At 73.7% G+C, this 15,979-nt stretch carries 15 protein-coding genes; 4 read left to right on the forward strand and 11 right to left on the reverse strand.

Going from position 1 to position 15,979, the window contains the following annotated elements; genetic code table 11:
- Nucleotides 1–244: 244 nt before the first annotated feature.
- Nucleotides 245–649 carry a helix-turn-helix domain-containing protein gene (locus tag ABZY91_RS23835; RefSeq protein ID WP_329947804.1) on the forward strand — a complete coding sequence of 135 codons (405 nt, stop codon included), beginning with the start codon at nt 245–247 and terminating at the stop codon, nt 647–649.
- A 109-nt stretch (nt 650–758) separates the two neighbouring features.
- Here the strand turns inward: ABZY91_RS23835 and ABZY91_RS23840 are convergent, their stop codons facing one another.
- The 4 genes from ABZY91_RS23840 to ABZY91_RS23855 all read right to left on the reverse strand — a co-directional run bounded on the left by ABZY91_RS23840 (nt 759) and on the right by ABZY91_RS23855 (nt 4,639).
- Entirely contained in the window at nt 759–1,412 is a 654-nt protein-coding gene (locus ABZY91_RS23840; RefSeq protein ID WP_355405132.1) for an FMN reductase, read from the reverse strand.
- Nucleotides 1,409–2,533 (reverse strand): LLM class flavin-dependent oxidoreductase, encoded by a 1,125-nt coding sequence (locus ABZY91_RS23845; protein ID WP_355405178.1) that lies wholly within the window; start codon nt 2,531–2,533, stop codon nt 1,409–1,411. Before ABZY91_RS23845 ends, ABZY91_RS23840 begins: the two co-directional genes overlap by 4 nt.
- A gap of 185 nt (nt 2,534–2,718) precedes the next feature.
- Entirely contained in the window at nt 2,719–3,936 is a 1,218-nt protein-coding gene (locus tag ABZY91_RS23850; protein WP_355405134.1) for an MFS transporter, read from the reverse strand.
- Nucleotides 3,937–4,042: 106 nt separating this feature from the next.
- On the reverse strand, nt 4,043–4,639 hold the full coding sequence (locus ABZY91_RS23855; protein WP_329947807.1) for a helix-turn-helix domain-containing protein: 597 nt from the start codon (nt 4,637–4,639) through the stop codon (nt 4,043–4,045).
- A 167-nt stretch (nt 4,640–4,806) separates the two neighbouring features.
- On the opposite strand from ABZY91_RS23855, the gene ABZY91_RS23860 reads away from it, so the two are divergent.
- The gene (locus ABZY91_RS23860; RefSeq protein ID WP_355405136.1) at nt 4,807–5,568 is read left to right on the forward strand and encodes a PP2C family serine/threonine-protein phosphatase; all 762 of its coding nucleotides are present in this window, start codon (nt 4,807–4,809) and stop codon (nt 5,566–5,568) included.
- Nucleotides 5,569–5,745: 177 nt separating this feature from the next.
- Here ABZY91_RS23860 and ABZY91_RS23865 read toward each other — a convergent pair whose 3' ends face one another.
- From ABZY91_RS23865 to ABZY91_RS23875, 3 genes are all read right to left on the reverse strand, one after another.
- A complete protein-coding gene (locus tag ABZY91_RS23865) occupies nt 5,746–8,283 on the reverse strand; it encodes a collagenase (RefSeq protein ID WP_355405137.1) in 2,538 nt (845 codons plus the stop codon).
- A gap of 415 nt (nt 8,284–8,698) precedes the next feature.
- On the reverse strand, nt 8,699–9,214 hold the full coding sequence (locus tag ABZY91_RS23870) for an RNHCP domain-containing protein (protein ID WP_355405139.1): 516 nt from the start codon (nt 9,212–9,214) through the stop codon (nt 8,699–8,701).
- Between the two features lie 343 nt (nt 9,215–9,557).
- Nucleotides 9,558–10,130 (reverse strand): DoxX family protein, encoded by a 573-nt coding sequence (locus ABZY91_RS23875; protein ID WP_355405141.1) that lies wholly within the window; start codon nt 10,128–10,130, stop codon nt 9,558–9,560.
- Between the two features lie 320 nt (nt 10,131–10,450).
- On the opposite strand from ABZY91_RS23875, the gene ABZY91_RS23880 reads away from it, so the two are divergent.
- Together ABZY91_RS23880 and ABZY91_RS23885 are read left to right on the forward strand one after the other, a co-directional pair.
- Nucleotides 10,451–11,047, forward strand: coding sequence for a TIGR03086 family metal-binding protein (locus ABZY91_RS23880; RefSeq protein WP_355405143.1), 597 nt, complete (start codon nt 10,451–10,453; stop codon nt 11,045–11,047).
- 185 nt (nt 11,048–11,232) lie between these two features.
- Nucleotides 11,233–11,853 carry a hemerythrin domain-containing protein gene (locus tag ABZY91_RS23885; RefSeq protein WP_355405145.1) on the forward strand — a complete coding sequence of 207 codons (621 nt, stop codon included), beginning with the start codon at nt 11,233–11,235 and terminating at the stop codon, nt 11,851–11,853.
- On the opposite strand, the gene ABZY91_RS23890 is transcribed toward ABZY91_RS23885, so the two are convergent.
- From ABZY91_RS23890 to ABZY91_RS23905, 4 genes are all read right to left on the reverse strand, one after another.
- Complete coding sequence (locus ABZY91_RS23890) at nt 11,837–12,562, reverse strand: VOC family protein (RefSeq protein WP_355405147.1); 726 nt, start codon at nt 12,560–12,562, stop codon at nt 11,837–11,839. The two genes, ABZY91_RS23885 and ABZY91_RS23890, sit on opposite strands and share 17 nt — an antisense overlap.
- Nucleotides 12,563–12,865: 303 nt before the next feature.
- A complete protein-coding gene (locus tag ABZY91_RS23895; RefSeq protein WP_355405149.1) occupies nt 12,866–13,660 on the reverse strand; it encodes a hypothetical protein in 795 nt (264 codons plus the stop codon).
- Nucleotides 13,657–15,138, reverse strand: a complete 1,482-nt coding sequence (locus ABZY91_RS23900) for an ATP-binding cassette domain-containing protein (RefSeq protein WP_355405151.1) — start codon at nt 15,136–15,138, stop codon at nt 13,657–13,659. Before ABZY91_RS23900 ends, ABZY91_RS23895 begins: the two co-directional genes overlap by 4 nt.
- Nucleotides 15,135–15,929, reverse strand: coding sequence for an ABC transporter permease subunit (locus tag ABZY91_RS23905; protein WP_329879643.1), 795 nt, complete (start codon nt 15,927–15,929; stop codon nt 15,135–15,137). Before ABZY91_RS23905 ends, ABZY91_RS23900 begins: the two co-directional genes overlap by 4 nt.
- Between the last annotated feature and the right edge of the window lie 50 nt (nt 15,930–15,979).

Below are 15,979 nucleotides of genomic sequence, written 5' to 3' on the forward strand. Positions count from 1 at the left end.
GCCCGCCGAAGCGGGACGGGGGCCCGGAGGCGGCGTCGACCCGGCCGCCGGACGGGCCCGGGCTTCCGACAGGGCCCGGGCTTCCGGTTTCGGGCACGGCTGATGACACGGACACGGAGGTCTCCTGGGAGTGCGCGGGGAGGCGAGGGCGACAGAACGAGCCGGTTCCTCTTCGGCCGGTCGGTTCCCTCTTGTAACCACTGGCCATCCTGAGGCAGCATCAGGAGCTGTGGAAGAAGGCACTTTGAAGTTACCGACGCACTGCGCGGGTACCGAGGACGGCTACGACGTGCTCCAGTGGGACACCCGGGAGGACTGCGAGGTCCGGCAGATCCTCGACCGGATCGCCGACAAGTGGTCGCTGCTGGTCATCGCCCTGCTCGACCGCCGCTCGCTGCGCTTCACCGAGCTGCGGCGCGAGATCGACGGGGTCAGTCAGCGAATGCTCACCGTCACGCTGCGGCAGCTGGAGCGTGACGGCCTGGTCGAACGGACGGTCCACCCGGTGGTGCCGCCCCGGGTGGACTACGCGCTGACGCCGCTGGGGCGGACGCTGCACGCCACCATCCAGTCGCTGGTGACGTGGACGGAGTCGCATCAGCGGGAGATCGCGACGGCCCGCGCCTCGTACGACGCGCGCGCGGTCTGAGCACCCGCCGCACAGCACGGCGAAGGGGCGGGCCCGGGTCGGGTCCGCCCCTTCTTGCCGCGGGTTCGCCGCGCGGTGCCGGCGCCCTGCCGCTGCCGCCGCCTCGCCGTCAGACCCGCAGGGCGGCGAGCTGCTCGGCGAACGGGACCACGGCCTGGGCGGCCGGGGCTTGCGCACCCGGGGCGGTCTGCTCCGGCCGGGCCGAGGGGACGCGGCCGGCCAGCAGCGCGGCGAGCTCGCCGGCCGCCCGGTCGATCCGCCCGGGGAGGCCGTCGGTGAGCCGGTCCCCCGCGGCGCCCCAGTCGTCGGTGGCCGCGTACACCGCAGTCGGGACGACGACCGCCCGCAGGTAGCTGAAGAGCGGCCGGACGGCGTGCTCCAGCGCCAGCGAGTGCCGGGGCGTGCCTCCGGTGGCCGCGATCAGCACCGGCTTGCCGGTGAGCACGTCCGGGTCGATCACGTCGAAGAACGACTTGAACAGCCCGCTGTACGAGGCCGCGAAGATCGGCGTCACCGTGATCAGGCCGTCGGCGCGGGTGACCTCCTCGATCGCCTCGCGCAGTGCGGCGCCGGGGAAGCCCGTGACGAAGTTGTTCGCGATGTCGGTCGCGAGGTCGCGCAGTTCGACCACCGTCACCTCCACCGGCCGCCCGGCGGAGCCGAGCCGGCGGCTCGTCGACTCGGCCAGCCGGTCGGCGAGCAGCCGCGTCGAGGACGGCTTGCTCAGGCCGGCGCTGACCACCACCAGTCGGTACGCGGTCACTTGGTCACCTCCGTGGTCTCCTGCTGCTCCTGCTGCTCGCCCTGCCGGGCGAGCTCGGCCGCGACCCGGGCCTCGTGGGTCGGCCCGTCCGGGACCTCGGCCGGGCGGCCCTTCGCGAACTCGGCGCGCAGGACCGGCACGACCTCCTCGCCGAGCAGGTCCAGCTGCTCCAGCACCGTCTTCAGCGGCAGGCCGGCGTGGTCCATCAGGAACAGCTGGCGCTGGTAGTCGCCGAAGGACTCGCGGAAGGTCAGCGTCTTCTCGATGACCTCCTGCGGGCTGCCCACGGTGAGCGGGGTCTGGTCGGTGAACTCCTCCAGCGAGGGGCCGTGCCCGTACACCGGCGCGTTGTCGAAGTACGGGCGGAACTCGCGCACCGCGTCCTGCGAGTTCTTCCGCATGAACACCTGGCCGCCGAGCCCGACGTACGCCTGTTCGGCGGTGCCGTGCCCGTAGTGGGCGTAGCGCTCCCGGTAGAGGTTGACCAGCTTCTGGAAGTGCTCCTTGGGCCAGAAGATGTTGTTCGCGAAGAAGCCGTCACCGTAGTAGGCGGCCTGCTCGGCGATCTCCGGGCTGCGGATCGAGCCGTGCCAGACGAACGGCGCGACGCCGTCCAGCGGGCGCGGGGTGGAGGTGAAGGACTGCAGCGGGGTGCGGAAGCGACCCTGCCAGTCCACCACGTCCTCGCGCCACAGCTGGTGCAGCAGCGCGTAGTTCTCGATCGCGAGCGGGATGCCCTGGCGGATGTCCTTGCCGAACCACGGGTAGACCGGGCCGGTGTTGCCGCGACCCATCATGAGGTCCACCCGGCCGTCCGCGAGGTGCTGGAGCATCGCGAAGTCCTCGGCGATCTTCACCGGGTCGTTGGTGGTGATCAGGGTGGTCGAGGTGGAGAGGATGATGCGGTCGGTCTGCGCGGCTACGTACCCGAGCATGGTCGTCGGCGAGGACGGCACGAACGGCGTGTTGTGGTGCTCGCCGGTCGCGAAGACGTCCAGGCCGACCTCCTCGGCCTTGCGTGCGATGGCGACCATCGCCTTGATCCGCTCGTGCTCGCTCGGGGTGCGGCCCGTGGTCGGGTCGGGGGTGACGTCGCCGACGGTGAAGATTCCGAACTGCATGCTGCTCACCACACTCCTGATGAATCCCGGTCGGGATCCGATCGTCAAAGTTTCAACCACCTTAGCATCGACCGTCCCGCCGATATTCCCCCGAGCGCCCCTCTCCTCGCCCCCGGCTGCCCACCGACCCCCTCCCCGGGCTGTCGAGGGCCGCCGGGGGCGGGAGCGGGGGCCGGGCGGGGAGGTCAGTCGGTGTAGGCGGGCTCGGGGGTGCGGTCGGCGGGGATGCGGTCGATGGGAGCGGGGGTGGGGTGGGCGGGTCGGGCGCGGCGGGTACCGAGCGCCTCGGGGAGGAGGGTGAGCAGGCCCGCGACGGCGAGGCCGGCGCCCAGCCAGAGGGGCGCGCGCAGGCCCCAGGCGTCGATCGCGAGGCCGCCGAACGAGGTGCTGATGATGATCCCCAGGGTGATGAAGGAGGAGTGGACGGTGTTCACCAGCGGGCGGGCGTTGCCGGTGCGCTGGACCCGGGACACCATCGCGGGGTTCATCGTGACGCCGACCAGACCGATGCCCAGCAGGAACGCGACGGCCGGCACCGGCAGGTCGGCGAAGAGCGCGAAGCCCGCCAGGAAGACGGCGTTCAGCGCCAGACCCAGGGTGAGCACGGGCACCGCGAAGCGGTCGGCGAAGCGCCCGACCACGGTGTTGCCGACGACGGTGGCCGCGCCGTACGCGACCAGCAGCAGCGGGACGGAACCGGCCGAGAAGCCGGTGACCTCGGTGAGGATCGGGTTGGCGTAGCTGAACGCGGCGAAGGTCGCGCCGATGATCAGGGTGCTGGTGGAGAAGGTCAGCCAGAGCCGGGGGTTGCGGAAGACGCCCAGCTCGGAGCGGACGGAACCGCCGCCCTCGGCGTGGTCGACGTCGGGCACGCCGGCGAGGGTGCAGAGCGCGGCGACCACGGTGAGCACGGCGACCGTCCAGAAGGCGGCCCGCCAGCCCAGGTGCTCCCCGATCACGGTGGCCAGCGGCAGTCCCAGCAGGGTGCCGAGCATCAGGCCGTTCATCGCGACGGCGATGGCCCGCCCACGGATCTCCGGGCGGGCGAGCTGCGCGCAGAGCGAGATCGAGACGCCGAAGAACGCCTGAGCCGCGACGCCGGTGACCACCCGGGCCACCAGCATCACCGGGTAGCCGGAGGCGGTCGCGGCGATCAGGTTCCCTGCCAGGAATATCGCGAAGAGAAGGATCAGGGCGTTCTTCTGGCGCATCCTCAGGACCGCGACGGTGAGGAACGGGCCGCCGAACGACATCGCGACCGCGAAGGCCGTGATCAGGTAGCCGACCTGCGGGACGGTGACGTCGAGGCCCTCCGCCAGTTGCGGCATGAGCCCGGCGACCGCGAACTCGCTGGTCACCATCGCGAAGATGCCGAGGGCGAGGACGTACACGGCACGTGGCACGGTGTTGCTCCCAGGTGGTTTTGGATTGATCGGTTCAAAATTAGGGCAGGCGAAGGCGCGGGAAGGCGGAAGGGAAGGCGGAAGGAGGTCCGGTCGGGCGGTGACCTCAGGGGGCCAGGGCGTCGAGCGCGGTCGCGGCGACGGCTTCGAGGGCGGCCCGGTCGGCCCCGCCCTGGGCGGCGACCCGCATGCCGCCGATCACCGCGTTCAGGAACCGGGCCAGGTCGCCCGGATCCCGGCGGGAGGCGATCTCGCCCGACCGCTGCCCCGCCGCAAGCACCCCCCGGAGCGCGACCAGCCGGATCTCCTGGTCCCGGCCCACCATCGCGGCCGCCTCGGGGTCGCGCCCGGCCAGTTCGACGATGGTGTTCACGGTCAGGCAGCCGATGCTGCGCCCCTCCGGGCGCAGGGCGAACTCGGCGTCGACGATCCGCTCGAACAGGGCCCGGATCCGCGCCGCCGGGGGCAGCTCCGGGTCCTCCAGAAGGGCGATCTGCGGGATGGTCATCAGGTCGATGTAGCGGGCCAGCGCCCGCTTGAACAGGTCGTGCTTGCTGCTGAACGTGTTGTAGATGCTGCTCCGCCCGAGACCGGTCGCCGCACAGAGGTCCTGTGTGGAGGTGGCCTCGTAACCGTTCGCCCAGAACGCGCGCATCGCCGCGTCCAGCGCCCGGTCCTCGTCGAAGGTGCGCGGTCTCGCCATGGCAGCACCGTAGCTTTTTGGATCGGTCGGTGCAATACCCGGGAGCGGGCCCCGCCCGGCCCGCCCGGCCCGCCCGGCGCGGACGGCCCACCCGGCGCGGACGGCGCGCGCGACAATGGGAGGAGTCGGGCGCGGCCGGCCCGGAGCTCCGGAAGGACGGCGAACCGATGACGGCCTACATCGAGGTGAGCGCGCTGAGCCACGAGGGCCTGGTGCGGGAACAGAACGAGGACAGCCTGGCCGTCGGGCCGTGGACGCTCTGTGCGACGGTGACCACCAATCCGCAGACCATGCTCTTCCCCGTCGGCCCGCCGTGCGTGGTGGCGGTCGCCGACGGCCTCGGCGGCCACCCCGGCGGCGAGGTGGCCAGTTCCCTGGTCGCGCGGCGGCTGGCGGCGGCCGGCCCGGACCTGGTCAGCGAGGAGGCCGTCCGCGAGGCGCTCCAGGGCTGCAACCGGGCGGTGTACGCGGCGGCGGCCGACGATCCGGAGCTGGCCGCGATGGGGACGACGGTCGCGGGCCTGGTGCTGCTGCCCGACGAGGCCGTGGTGTTCAACGTCGGCGACAGCCGGGTCTACCGGGTCGAGGGGACGGGGCTGCGCCGGGTCAGCGTGGACGACAGTCCGCCGCTGCAACCCGGTCGGCGCACCACTTCGCTGGTCACCCAGTCGCTCGGTGGCTCGCTCGGCCTCACCTTCGTCGAACCGCACGTGCGCCGCGCCCCGCTGGCGGTCGGCGACCGGTACCTGGTGTGCAGCGACGGGCTGACCGACCCGCTCCCGGAGGACGAGCTCTTCGCCCTGCTCGACCTCCCGCCCGACGATCCCGGACGGGCCGACGGGCGGGCCGCGTTCGCGCTCTGGAAGGCGGCGATCGAGGCCGGCGGCCCGGACAACATCACGCTGGCGCTGGTACGGATCGGGGCGTGAGCGGGGTGGGACGACCACGGAGGTGCCCCCGGCGGTGCGCGTCGCGCGCCGCCGGGGGCACCCGGTGGACCCTCCGGCCGGAGCCGGCCGGTCGGTGGTTCGACCTCGGCAGTTCGACGTCAGTGCGTCGGCGTCAGTGCGTCAGCGGTCGGACGTGGGGACGGACGTCGGGCCGGGTCAGTACTCGGCCTTGATGTTCGCGCCGGAGAAGCCCTGCTGGCCGTAGAGGCTGACGAACACGTAGCCGGCCGGCGGGTTGGTGATGGTGAGGGTCTCGGTGTTGTTGGAGGCGTTGACGGACCGGGCGGTGTAGGCGTTGGTGTACGCCCAGCTGCCGGTGTTGAAGTACATGTCGGCGTTTCCGGTACCGCCGGTGCTGGTGAGCTTCAGCTGCTTCACGCCGGCCGGGAGGTACAGGTAGAAGTGGGTGTAGTTGCCGGTGGTCGCCGCGAGGTTGCCGCGCCGGCAGTTCTTGTCGAGCTGCCGGACGTCGGCGCCGGAGCACTCGGGCAGGGCCGAGACGGTGACGTTCTGCCGGCTGCTCGCGGTGGCGCCCTTGTCGTCGGTCACCGTGAGCGTGACGGTGTAGGTGCCCGCCTTGGCGTACCACTTGGTCGGGTTGGTGGTGGTCGCCGTGGTGCCGTCGCCGAAGTCCCAGGCGCGGGTGGTGATCTTACCGTCCGGGTCGGTCGAGCGGTCGGTGAAGGTGACGGCCAGCTCGCCGATCGCGGTGCCGAACGCGGCGGTGGGCGGCTGGTTGCCCGGCGGGTTGGTGGTGCCGCAGGAGCCGGCGGCGCAGGCGGTCAGCCAGCGGTCGAAGTCGGCGTCGAACCGGGTGCCGATGGTGCCGGTCAGGTAGCTACGGGCGCCGGCCCAGTCGCCGGAACGGTACTTGGCGAGCACGGCGTCCATGTCGGAGCGGTGCTGCTCCAGCATGTAGCGGACGGCCAGGTAGCCCCAGCGGTAGACCCGCTCGCTGTCGGAGTTGTTGTAGGTGGTGTCGAAGAGGGTGGAGAGCTTGTACGTGTGGAGGCCGGCGGCGGAGATCGCCGCGTCGTACGAGAGCTTGCGGTAGGAGTAGGAGACGTACTCGGCGAAGCCCTCGACCCACCAGACGGTCGGGGTGGTCATGCCGGCGTTGAAGTCGCCGTACATGTCGAACCGGCCGTCGAGGTAGTGGGTGTACTCGTGGTTGAGGTTCCAGATCTGGAATTCCGGGCGGGCCCAGTCGGCCTCGTAGGCGAGGAAGCGCGGCTGGTTGCCGGCCTCGGCGGGCTTGCCCTCCAGGTACATGCCGCCGTTGTTGGTGTCGATGCCGTAGACGCTGGCCGCGAACACCCCGTAGTCGAACCGGGAGTGGAAGACCACGACCTCGATCGTGGTGTTCCTGTCGTCGGCCACCGGGCCGTTGTCCTTCGCCACCGCGTGGAAGTACGCGTCCTGGGCGGTCAGGCTGGAGCAGGCGGTGCCGAGCTGGCCGGAGTCCAGGGCCTGGGCGATGATGCGGATGCTCGGGCTGCAGGTGTAGTTGACCGTCAGGACGGCCGACTTGAGCCGGTTCGCCGAGTCACAGGTGCCGTAGTAGGAGCAGTTGCCCGGGTCGAAGGCCTCGGCCATCTCCGCGGCTGCCGCCCACTGGTAGGCGGTGCGGCCGGACGGCGAGGACTGGTCGGCCAGGCCCTTCTCCAGCGGCCGGACCTTGGCCTTGAGCGGCGCGTACTGCAGGAAGCGGCCGAGCTCGCGGGTCGCGTTGTACACCAGGAAGCTGTAGTCGCCGCCGAGTTGCGCGTTGTTGGCGGTGACGAAGGAGTACATCGTGTCGAGCACGCTCGGGTCCGCCTGGACCGCGGCGGCGAAGCCGGCCGTCTGGTGGCCGCGCCAGAGCACGGTGAAGACGCTGTTGAGCGCGTTGCCCATGCCCGCGGGGTTGTGGGTGGTGGCGTCGTAGGCGCCCAACAGGCGCTTGACGACCGGGAGGTAGCGGACGTTCTCCTGCGCGCTGTCGATCAGGGTGATCGCCTCGCCGAGCGTCGCGGCGTTGGCGGCGGTGACGTCACGCGAGTGGGCGCTGCCGAAGAAGGCGTCCAGCGCGGGCCGGATCGCGTTCTGCAGGGCGGTGCCGTAGGTGCCGACGTCGGACGCGTGGTACCACTGCACGAAGTAGCCGGCGCGCAGGTAGAGCACCAGCTGGGCGGTGGAGGTGGAGTTGTCGCCCGGGTAGGCGGCGGCGGTGTCGCGCAGGGCGTTCGCCACGGTGACCATCTGGGACTCGCGGAAGGCCCCGCTCGCGTCCCCTCCCGTGAGGACGAACAGGTCGTTGATGCAGCCGAGTTCGGCGCTCTTGATCGTCTGGACCAGGGCGCTGCCGGTGCGGCCGGTGAAGTCGGACACGTTGCAGGGCTGCTCGGCGGCCGCGGCCGCGCTCTCGCCGAAGCTCTTGGCGAGAGCGCTGTTCTTGGCGGCCTTCGACCCGCTGTCGGCCGCCCTGTCGGGCGCGGTCGTCGAGAACGGGGCGCGCTCGCGCGCGGGCACCGGCCGGTTCTTGCCGTGGTCGTCGGGCGTCTCACCGATGGCCGGCTGGGGGGCCGGGTCGGTGGGGGCGGCCGAGGCTGCGGGCGAGCCGCCGCCGGGCTGCGGCGAGGCCGGGGCGGGGGCGGCCTGGCTGCGCGGCGCGAACAGCCCGACCGACAGGAGCAGTGCCAGGGCCAGCGTCAACAGCCTGGCGAGACGAGGTATTTGGTGCAGAGGGCGTGCGGCTCTCACGTGGGGGCCTCCGGGCCTGGTCAGCCGCGTTGGGGGCGCGGCCGGTGGGGGGGGTGAGGACCGTTGCGACGGCGCCGTGGGGCGGCCCCGTCGAGCACCGGTGGGGAGTGTGACATGTACAATGGCACACATCACATGACGAGGGGAAGGCCTCGGAACGGACGAAAAGCGAACGGCCGCGTCCGCGTGGAGTTCCGTGCGCGGACGCGGCCTTGGCCCGGCCGGGGCGCGGCCCCGGGAGACGGTGGGCCGGGGTGTACTGGGTCGCCGAGGGCACCCGGACGGGCGCCGGGGTACCTGATTGACGGGGCGCCGGATTGGCGGGGCGCCGGGTTCCGGCGGGTGACCCCGGCGCCCGGCATCCGCCCTAGAGTCCGGCCGGCCCCGCCAGGCGTTCCAGCGGGAACGGCGGGTGGGCCAGGGGCCGGGTGGCCATCCTGAGCAGGAGCAGCGGACTGTCGTCCCCGGCGGTCCGGTTGGCGCTCAACTCGTCGCAGGCCGTGCAGCGGTGGATGATGACCCACTCCCCCGCACCGCGCACCGAGATCGAGATCGGTTCCATCCGGGCCCGGCACTCGGACGCCCGGTCGCCGGGGACGCGGTCGTCGAGGTGCAGGCTGAACAGGCAGTTCGGGCAGTGGTTCCGGTGTGCGGTGCCCGGCGCGCGCAGCGGTACGTCCAGCCGGCAGTTCCGGCAGCGGAACGACTCGGCGGCGCGGCCGGTCGGCTCGCCGGAGCGCCGGCCGGCGCGGCGGTCGGACGGGTCCGGACGGGCGCCGGCACGGGAACGGGCATGGCTGTGGGTTTGGAACTCCGCGTACTCGGCGGAGAGTTCGAGGTGGTCGGTGCGGTGTTCGAGGCGGTCACGGTGTCGTCGGGACACGTCGGGTGGCTCCCTGCGGGATGCGGTCGGAACGGTCGGCCCAGGATGAGGTGAGCGCCGTCCGTCCGCCCCGGAGGCGGAACCGCGGTCGGGTCAGACCGGCCGGGTGGCGGCCGGTCCGGGCGATGCGGGCTCCGTCCGGGACGTACGAAGAGCGCTCGCTGTCGACCTGGGCACAAACCCACCACTTTCATCACGTCACAGGGGACCGTCGCCGGTCGCGACACGCGCGGACACGGCAGGGGCCGCCGGTCGACCGGCGGCCCCTACTGAAGCCCGGCGGCTCAGGCCCTCGCAACCGGTTTTCCGGTGCACGGCCGCGAACCGCGGTGGTGCGGGTCCGTCACTTGCGCACGAGCAGAACGACGCCGGCCGTCACCAGGCCGACCACGACGGCGGCGGCACCGTACAGCAGTCGGTGCGAGCGCACCACGGGCAGGTAGCGGTCCACGGCGTAGCGGCCGGGGCCGGTCAGTGCGAGCGCGGCGGCGACAGCGATCAGCAGCAGCTCGTACTCGCTGCCGCCCTTCGCCGCGAAGAAGTTGCCGCTCCAGGTGACGGCGAGGGCGTTGAGCATGGTGCCGAGGATCGCTGCGGCGGCCAGCGGGGTCAGCAGGCCGACGACGAGAGCGAGTCCGCCGCCGACCTCGGTGAGGCCGGCCACGACGGCCATGGCCTTGGGCGCGGGGTAGCCGCTCACCTCGAAGAACCGACCGGTGCCGTCGAGACCCCCGCCGCCGAACCAGCCGAACAGCTTCTGGACGCCGTGGGCGGCCATGGTCAGGCCGAGCGCCACGCGCAGCAGCAGCAGGCCGACGTCGTAGGCGTGCGGAGAGGTCGCTCCGAACTCGGGGATCGCCCGGGCAGAAGCGGAGGTGGTGGTGGGGGCGGTCGTGCTCGGGCTGCTGCTCGGCATGCGCGTCTCCATCGATGGGGGGTCGGTCGGTCGGTCGAGGAAGCTGGTTGTTCAAATTCGAACCAGCGCTGTTCGACCGTACCTGGAAGTTTGAATTTGAACAACCGACGGGACGGGGAAATTTGGCGGGGGCGGGTCAAGGAGTGGTGTAGACCGGCGCGCAGTGGCGCGCGACGGGGCGGACCCGGAGCAGCCCGGCGGGGCTGACCCGGCTGCCGACCCTGAGCAGCTCGGCGGGGCTGACCCGGCGGGCCCCGCCGAGGGTCCTGCCACCGGGCCACCGGCGCGCGTCCCCGGGCGCGACAGGGCAGGGTGGAGGTATGGCTCATCGCAGGGAACACCGGGCGGCGGCACGGCAGGACACCCCTTACGCCGAGGCGCTGGCCGCGTTCGGCGACCGGCTGCGGCTGGTCACCCCCGGCCAGTGGGACGCGCCCACGCCGTGCGCCGACTGGTCCGTCCGGGACCTGGTCAACCACCTCACGGCCGAGCAGCTCTGGGTGCCCGAGATGCTGATGGGCTCGACGACCTCGGAGGTCGGCGGCCGCTTCGACGGCGACGTGCTCGGAACCGATCCCGTCGCCACGTGGACGGCCGCCGCCGAAGCCTCCCGGGACGCGTTCGCCCTTCCCGGGGCCACGGAGCTCACCGTCCACCTGTCCTTCGGCGACGTCTCCGGTCAGTACTACCTGGATCAGCTCACCGCCGACGCCGTCGTGCACACCTGGGACCTCGCCGAGGGCATCCACCACCGCACCCGGCTGCCCGCCGGCCTGGTGGAGTTCGCGCTCGGCGAGTACACCGGCTACGGCGACCTGTCCGGCAGCGGCCTCTTCGACCCCCCGCTCCCGGTCCCGGACGACGCCGACCCGCAGGCCCGCATGCTCGCCCTCACCGGGCGCCGGGACCACCCCTGACCCGAGGGGTCGCCACGGGAACGCCGCCCTGCGCGTCCGCGTCGGGGCCCCGGCCCGCACCCCTGACCTGCACTTCCGCCGAGGGGCGTCCGGACACCTGCCGCGACGCCTGATACTGGAGATGTCGGACACATCGGACGAGAACGTACTGGACCGGACAAGACCGGACAGGAGGCGGGCGCACCATGAGCCGCAGGCCGGACATCCTGGACGAGTTCACCGCGGAGCACCGAGCGGTGGAGGAACTGCTCGCCCGGATCGAGGCCGCCGGGCCCGGACAGCCGTCCCCGACCCCGGCGACGACCCCGGCGACGACGGGGACCGCGGGTGCCACGGACGAGACGGGGGCGGCCCGGGCGCCGGCGGAGGCGCCCGGATCGGGGCCCGCCGGATCGGCGGCGCCCCCGGGCCTGCCCGACGAGCCGGTCGGTCTCCTCACCGACCTGCTGTTCAGCCACTGCGCCGCGGAGGAGGAGCACCTGTTCCCGGTGGTCCAGCACGACGTGCCGGACGGTGGCGCACTGGTCTTCCAGTGCATCCACGACCACCTCGCGATCGGCCAGTACCTCGCCGACCTGCAGGCCCTTCCCCCCGGCGATCCGACCTCCGGCACCCTGCTGAACGGACTCACCGAGCTGCTCCGCCGACACCTCGCGACGGAGGAGAGGCAGCTCTACCCGGCCGCCCGCAAGGCCCTGCCGCCCGGGGCCCGGGCCGCACTCGCCGAACGGCTGCGGGCCACCCGGGAGGAGGTCGCCCGGAACCTCGGCGGGGCCTCGCCCGACGGCGTCAGCGCTTCGGGCTGATCACCGCGAACCGGCCGCCCTCCGGGTCCTGGAGCCGCGCGACCCGCCCGTAGGGCGAGTCGAAGGCCGGACCGATCGCCGTCCCGCCCAGCGCCTCCGCCCCGAGCAGCGCGGCATCGGTGTCCGGCACCGAGAACGACACCTCCCAGTGCGGGCGCATTCCGGTCGGACCGCCCGCCTGTTCCCTGGCGAGCGCGGCGACGCTGTGCCCCTCCGCCCGCAGCACCACCCGGTCGTGCTCCCAGCGCACCTCGAACCGCTCCGGGTCCCGGCCGTCCCAGCGGAACACCTCGCCGTAGAAGAGCGCGGCCGCGAACGGGTCGGGCGTGCGCAGCTCGATCCAGACCGGGGCGCCCGGCAGGTCCAGCTGCCGGGCCCGGCCCGGCGGGCCCTCCCAGATCCCGAACAGCGCGCCCGCCGGGTCCGCCGCGAACGCCACCCGGCCGGCGTCGAAAGCGAGCGGGCCGACGGCGAGCGTCGCCCCGCGCTCGCGGACCGCGTCGGCGGCGGCATCGGCACTCTCGGTGCCGAAGAAGCTGGTCCACGCGACGGACATGTCCCAGTCGCCGCCCGCCACACCGAGTCCGGCGACCGCCTCCCCGCCGGCCACCGCGTGCACGTACGGGCCGAAACGATCCGGCGCCGGCTCGAACTCCCACCCCAACAGCGGTCCGTAGAACGCCTTGGCCGCGTCGAGATCGCGCGCCACCAGGCTCACCCAGCACGGAACGGCCGCTACACAGCGCACCGCGGCCGTTGCCTCACCGCTGCCCATCGCGTACCTCCTGGTCCCGGCCGCCGGGCCCCTCCCGACTCGCACGGCCGACCGGCCGCCCGGGCGAGTTCAGCCTAGGCCGACGAGGCGACCCCGGCGCGGCACGGCACGCAGGGCGGCGCGGGTGCGGGCCGCCGCGCGCGCCGCCACGGCGGAGTACGGAGGTCGACGGCCGGGCGGGTGGCCGCTGCGGCGGTCGGCGGTTCCGGCGGGCGCGGGGGCGGGGGCGGGGGCGGGTCAGAGCTCGGGCGCCCCCTCGAAGCCGTCGTGGCCCGCTCCCGGTGCGGTCAGGGCGAGCCAGCCGTGGCCACGGACGGGGGTCTCGGCGGTGATGGCGGCAGGGTCGACGGACAGGCCCGCCGCAGCCGCGCTGATCGACGTGACCCGCGAGGCGTTGGGCTCGGCGTCGTCGTCATCGTCGTCGTCATCGTCGTCCGTCTCCCCCTCGGAGCCGGCCGCGCCGGGCAACGACTCCCACGGGAACGGCTCCCCCGTCCACTCCGGATCGTCGGCGCGCCAGTAGCCCCGGACCAGCGCGCCGTGCTCGGCGGCCGCCCAGATGACGGAGTCGGCGAACGGGTCCTGGAAGAAGACCTGGGCCTTGCCGCAGGCGGCGCTCAGGCGTACGACGACGTCGTGCGGCCACCAGGTCGTCTCCCGCAGCGGAGACTCCGCGTAGATCAGACGCCACCCCGCGTACTCGGGCGTGACGAACACCCGGTGCACCGGCTCCGGGGTGTCCTTCTCGTCGTCCGCCTTCTCGTCGTCCTCCTGCGCGGCCAGGCCGTACCGGACGGTGACGGGTATCCGGTCGTGCAGACCGAGGACCGTGAACGCCTCCTCGTACGTCTCGCCGGGGACGGCGAGCCACCAGTGGTCCGGCAACGGGCCCGGCCGCTCGGCGGCGAACGCCCGGCGGGCCGTCTCCGCGAGGCCGGTGGCGTCCGCGCCGGACGCGGCCCGGGCGGCCAGGACGTCGACCAGCGCGGCGAGTGCCTCGGGGGCGGGGACGGCTGCGATCACGGTGCTCATGCCGGCGACGTTAACCCAGGGGTCTGACACTCCGTCGCCCGGGCGGGCGGGCCGGTGACCAGCCGGCCCTCCGCCATCGTGACGACCGCGTCCGCCAGCGCGCCGACGGCGGCCAGGTCGTGGGAGATGAAGAGCAGCGCGAGGCCGGTGCGGTCCCGCCGCTCGGCGAGACGGGCGAGGATCGCCGTCCGGGTGTCGGTGTCCAGCCCCGAGGTGATCTCGTCGCAGACCAGCACAGCCGGGTCGACGACCAGCGCCCTGGCCAGGGCGGCCCGTTGCAACTCGCCGCCGGAGAGTCCGGCGGGCGGTCGGGACGCCTTCGCCGGGTCCAGGCCCAGCGCGGCCAGCAGGGTCCTGGCCTCGTCGGCGGCCTCGGAGGGCGAGCGGCCGCGGAGGCGGACGGCCGCCCGGGCCACCTGGTCGAGAACCGGGCGGTGGTCCGCGAACGTGCTCCTGGCGTCCTGGAACACGTACTGGACGGCCGACAGCCCCCGCCGTCCCCGGCGCCGGACGCTGCGCGGCAACGGCTCGCCGTCGAGCCGGACGGAGCCGTCGTGACGCGGGTGCAGCCCGGCCAGGCAGCGCCCCAGGGTGGTCTTGCCGCTGCCGGAGCGGCCGACCAGGGCGAGGCACTCCCCCGCCCGCAGCGTCAGGCCGACGTCGTGCAGGACCGCCGCGCCCCCGGGGTGCCGGGCGGTGAGTCCGGTGACGGAGAGGCGGACCGGCCCAGGCTCCGGGCGGCCGGACCGCGACGGCGCCGACGGGGCCGGCTCCTCGGCGGCCGGCAGGACGTCCGCGGGCGGACCGGTCCGCACCGTCCGGCCCGCCTCCAGGACCACCACCTCGTCCGCCAGTTCCCGCACGGTGCGCAGGTCGTGACTGAGGAGCAGCAGTCCGGTGCCGCGCGCGACGAGCCGGCCGAACAACGCGGCGACCCGGGCCGCCGTCCCCGGGTCCTGGCCGGTGGTGGGCTCGTCGGCGACGATCACCCGGGCGCCGGTCAGCAGCGCCTGGGCGAGTACCACGCGCTGTTGCTGGCCGCCGGACAGCTGGTGCGGGTACCGGCTCAACACCCCCTCCACGTCGGTCAGTTCAGCGTCCTTCAGGGCACGTCGGACGGCCTCCGGGCCGCCGCCGTGCACCCGGGCGAGGTCGCGCAGCAGCACGCCGACCCGGCGGGCCGGGTTGAGCACCGTGGCGGGGTGCTGCGGCACGTGGCCGACGCGCACGGCGCCGGGGCCCGGGGCGCCGGGCCGCCCGGTGCCCGGCATCCCGCCGGTGACCGTGCCGGTCACCCGCGCGCCGTCCGGGTACACGCCGAGCAGGGCGAGCGCCGTGGTCGTCTTGCCGCTGCCGGACGGGCCGACCAGCGCGGTCACCCGGCCGGGCCGGACCCGCAGGCTGACGCCGTCCACCAGCGTCCGCCCGCCGACCGCGACACCCAGGCGGTCCACCCTCACCAGCTCCGGTTCGGTCACCGTCGGACCTCCTTCCCGCCCGCCCGGTGCAGGGCGGCGTCGAACAGCAGATTGGTGCCGGTGGAGAGCCCGGCCACGAGCAGCGCCGGAACGACGACCGCCCAGGGCTGGAGGAAGAGTCCCGGCCGGTTGCGGTCGACCATCACCGCCCAGTCGGCGGCGTCCGGTTGCACGCCCACGCCGAGGAAGGCCGCCGTGGCGACCAGGTAGAGCGCGCCGACCAGCCGGGTGCCGGCGTCGGCGGCGACCGTACGACGGATCGTCCGGGTGACCTGGTCGAACGCGATCCGCCACCACGACTCGCCGTGCAACCGCAACGCCTCCACGACCGGCCGGGCCGCCGCCTCCACCGCCGCCGCGTGCACCACCCGGGCGACGTCGGGCACCGCCGCCACCCCGACCAGCAGGGCGAGCCCGCCCGGACCGGGTTCCAGCGCGGTGGCGACCAGCAGCACCAGCAGCAGCGAGGGCACGGCGATCAGGACGTCCAGCGGCCGCAGCAGCACCTCCTCCCACCAGGCCCGCCCGGTCAGCGCGGCGGCCAGCGCGAGCGGCAGCGCCAGCGCGTACGCGAGCACCGTCGCCGCGATCGCCACCAGCACCACCGACCGGCCGCCGAGCAGGACTTGGCGCCAGACGTCACGGCCGGTGAAGTCGGTGCCCAGCCAGTGCCCGCCGCCCGCCGTGAACGACACCGCGCGCGGCCCCGGCTCCCCGGCGACCAGCGGTCCGGCCAGGGCGATCAGCAGCGGCACGGCGATCAGCGCCGTACCGAAGGCGTACTTCCTCACTCCGTCGCCTCCCTCGGCGTGGCGGCCCGACCCCGGGGGTCGGCGGTGGG

The organism is Kitasatospora sp. NPDC002965 (genome assembly GCF_040611255.1).
GTDB lineage: Bacteria > Actinomycetota > Actinomycetes > Streptomycetales > Streptomycetaceae > Kitasatospora.

What these genes read in the sequence shown, in the direction of transcription:
- ABZY91_RS23845 (WP_355405178.1), bottom strand. Translation starts at nt 2,533, where the DNA reads ATGCAGTTCGGAATCTTCACCGTCGGCGACGTCACCCCCGACCCGACC.
- ABZY91_RS23855 (WP_329947807.1), bottom strand. Translation starts at nt 4,639, where the DNA reads ATGGCGAGACCGCGCACCTTCGACGAGGACCGGGCGCTGGACGCGGCG.
- ABZY91_RS23860 (WP_355405136.1), top strand. Translation starts at nt 4,807, where the DNA reads ATGACGGCCTACATCGAGGTGAGCGCGCTGAGCCACGAGGGCCTGGTG.
- ABZY91_RS23875 (WP_355405141.1), bottom strand. Translation starts at nt 10,130, where the DNA reads ATGCCGAGCAGCAGCCCGAGCACGACCGCCCCCACCACCACCTCCGCT.
- ABZY91_RS23880 (WP_355405143.1), top strand. Translation starts at nt 10,451, where the DNA reads ATGGCTCATCGCAGGGAACACCGGGCGGCGGCACGGCAGGACACCCCT.
- ABZY91_RS23885 (WP_355405145.1), top strand. Translation starts at nt 11,233, where the DNA reads ATGAGCCGCAGGCCGGACATCCTGGACGAGTTCACCGCGGAGCACCGA.
- ABZY91_RS23895 (WP_355405149.1), bottom strand. Translation starts at nt 13,660, where the DNA reads ATGAGCACCGTGATCGCAGCCGTCCCCGCCCCCGAGGCACTCGCCGCG.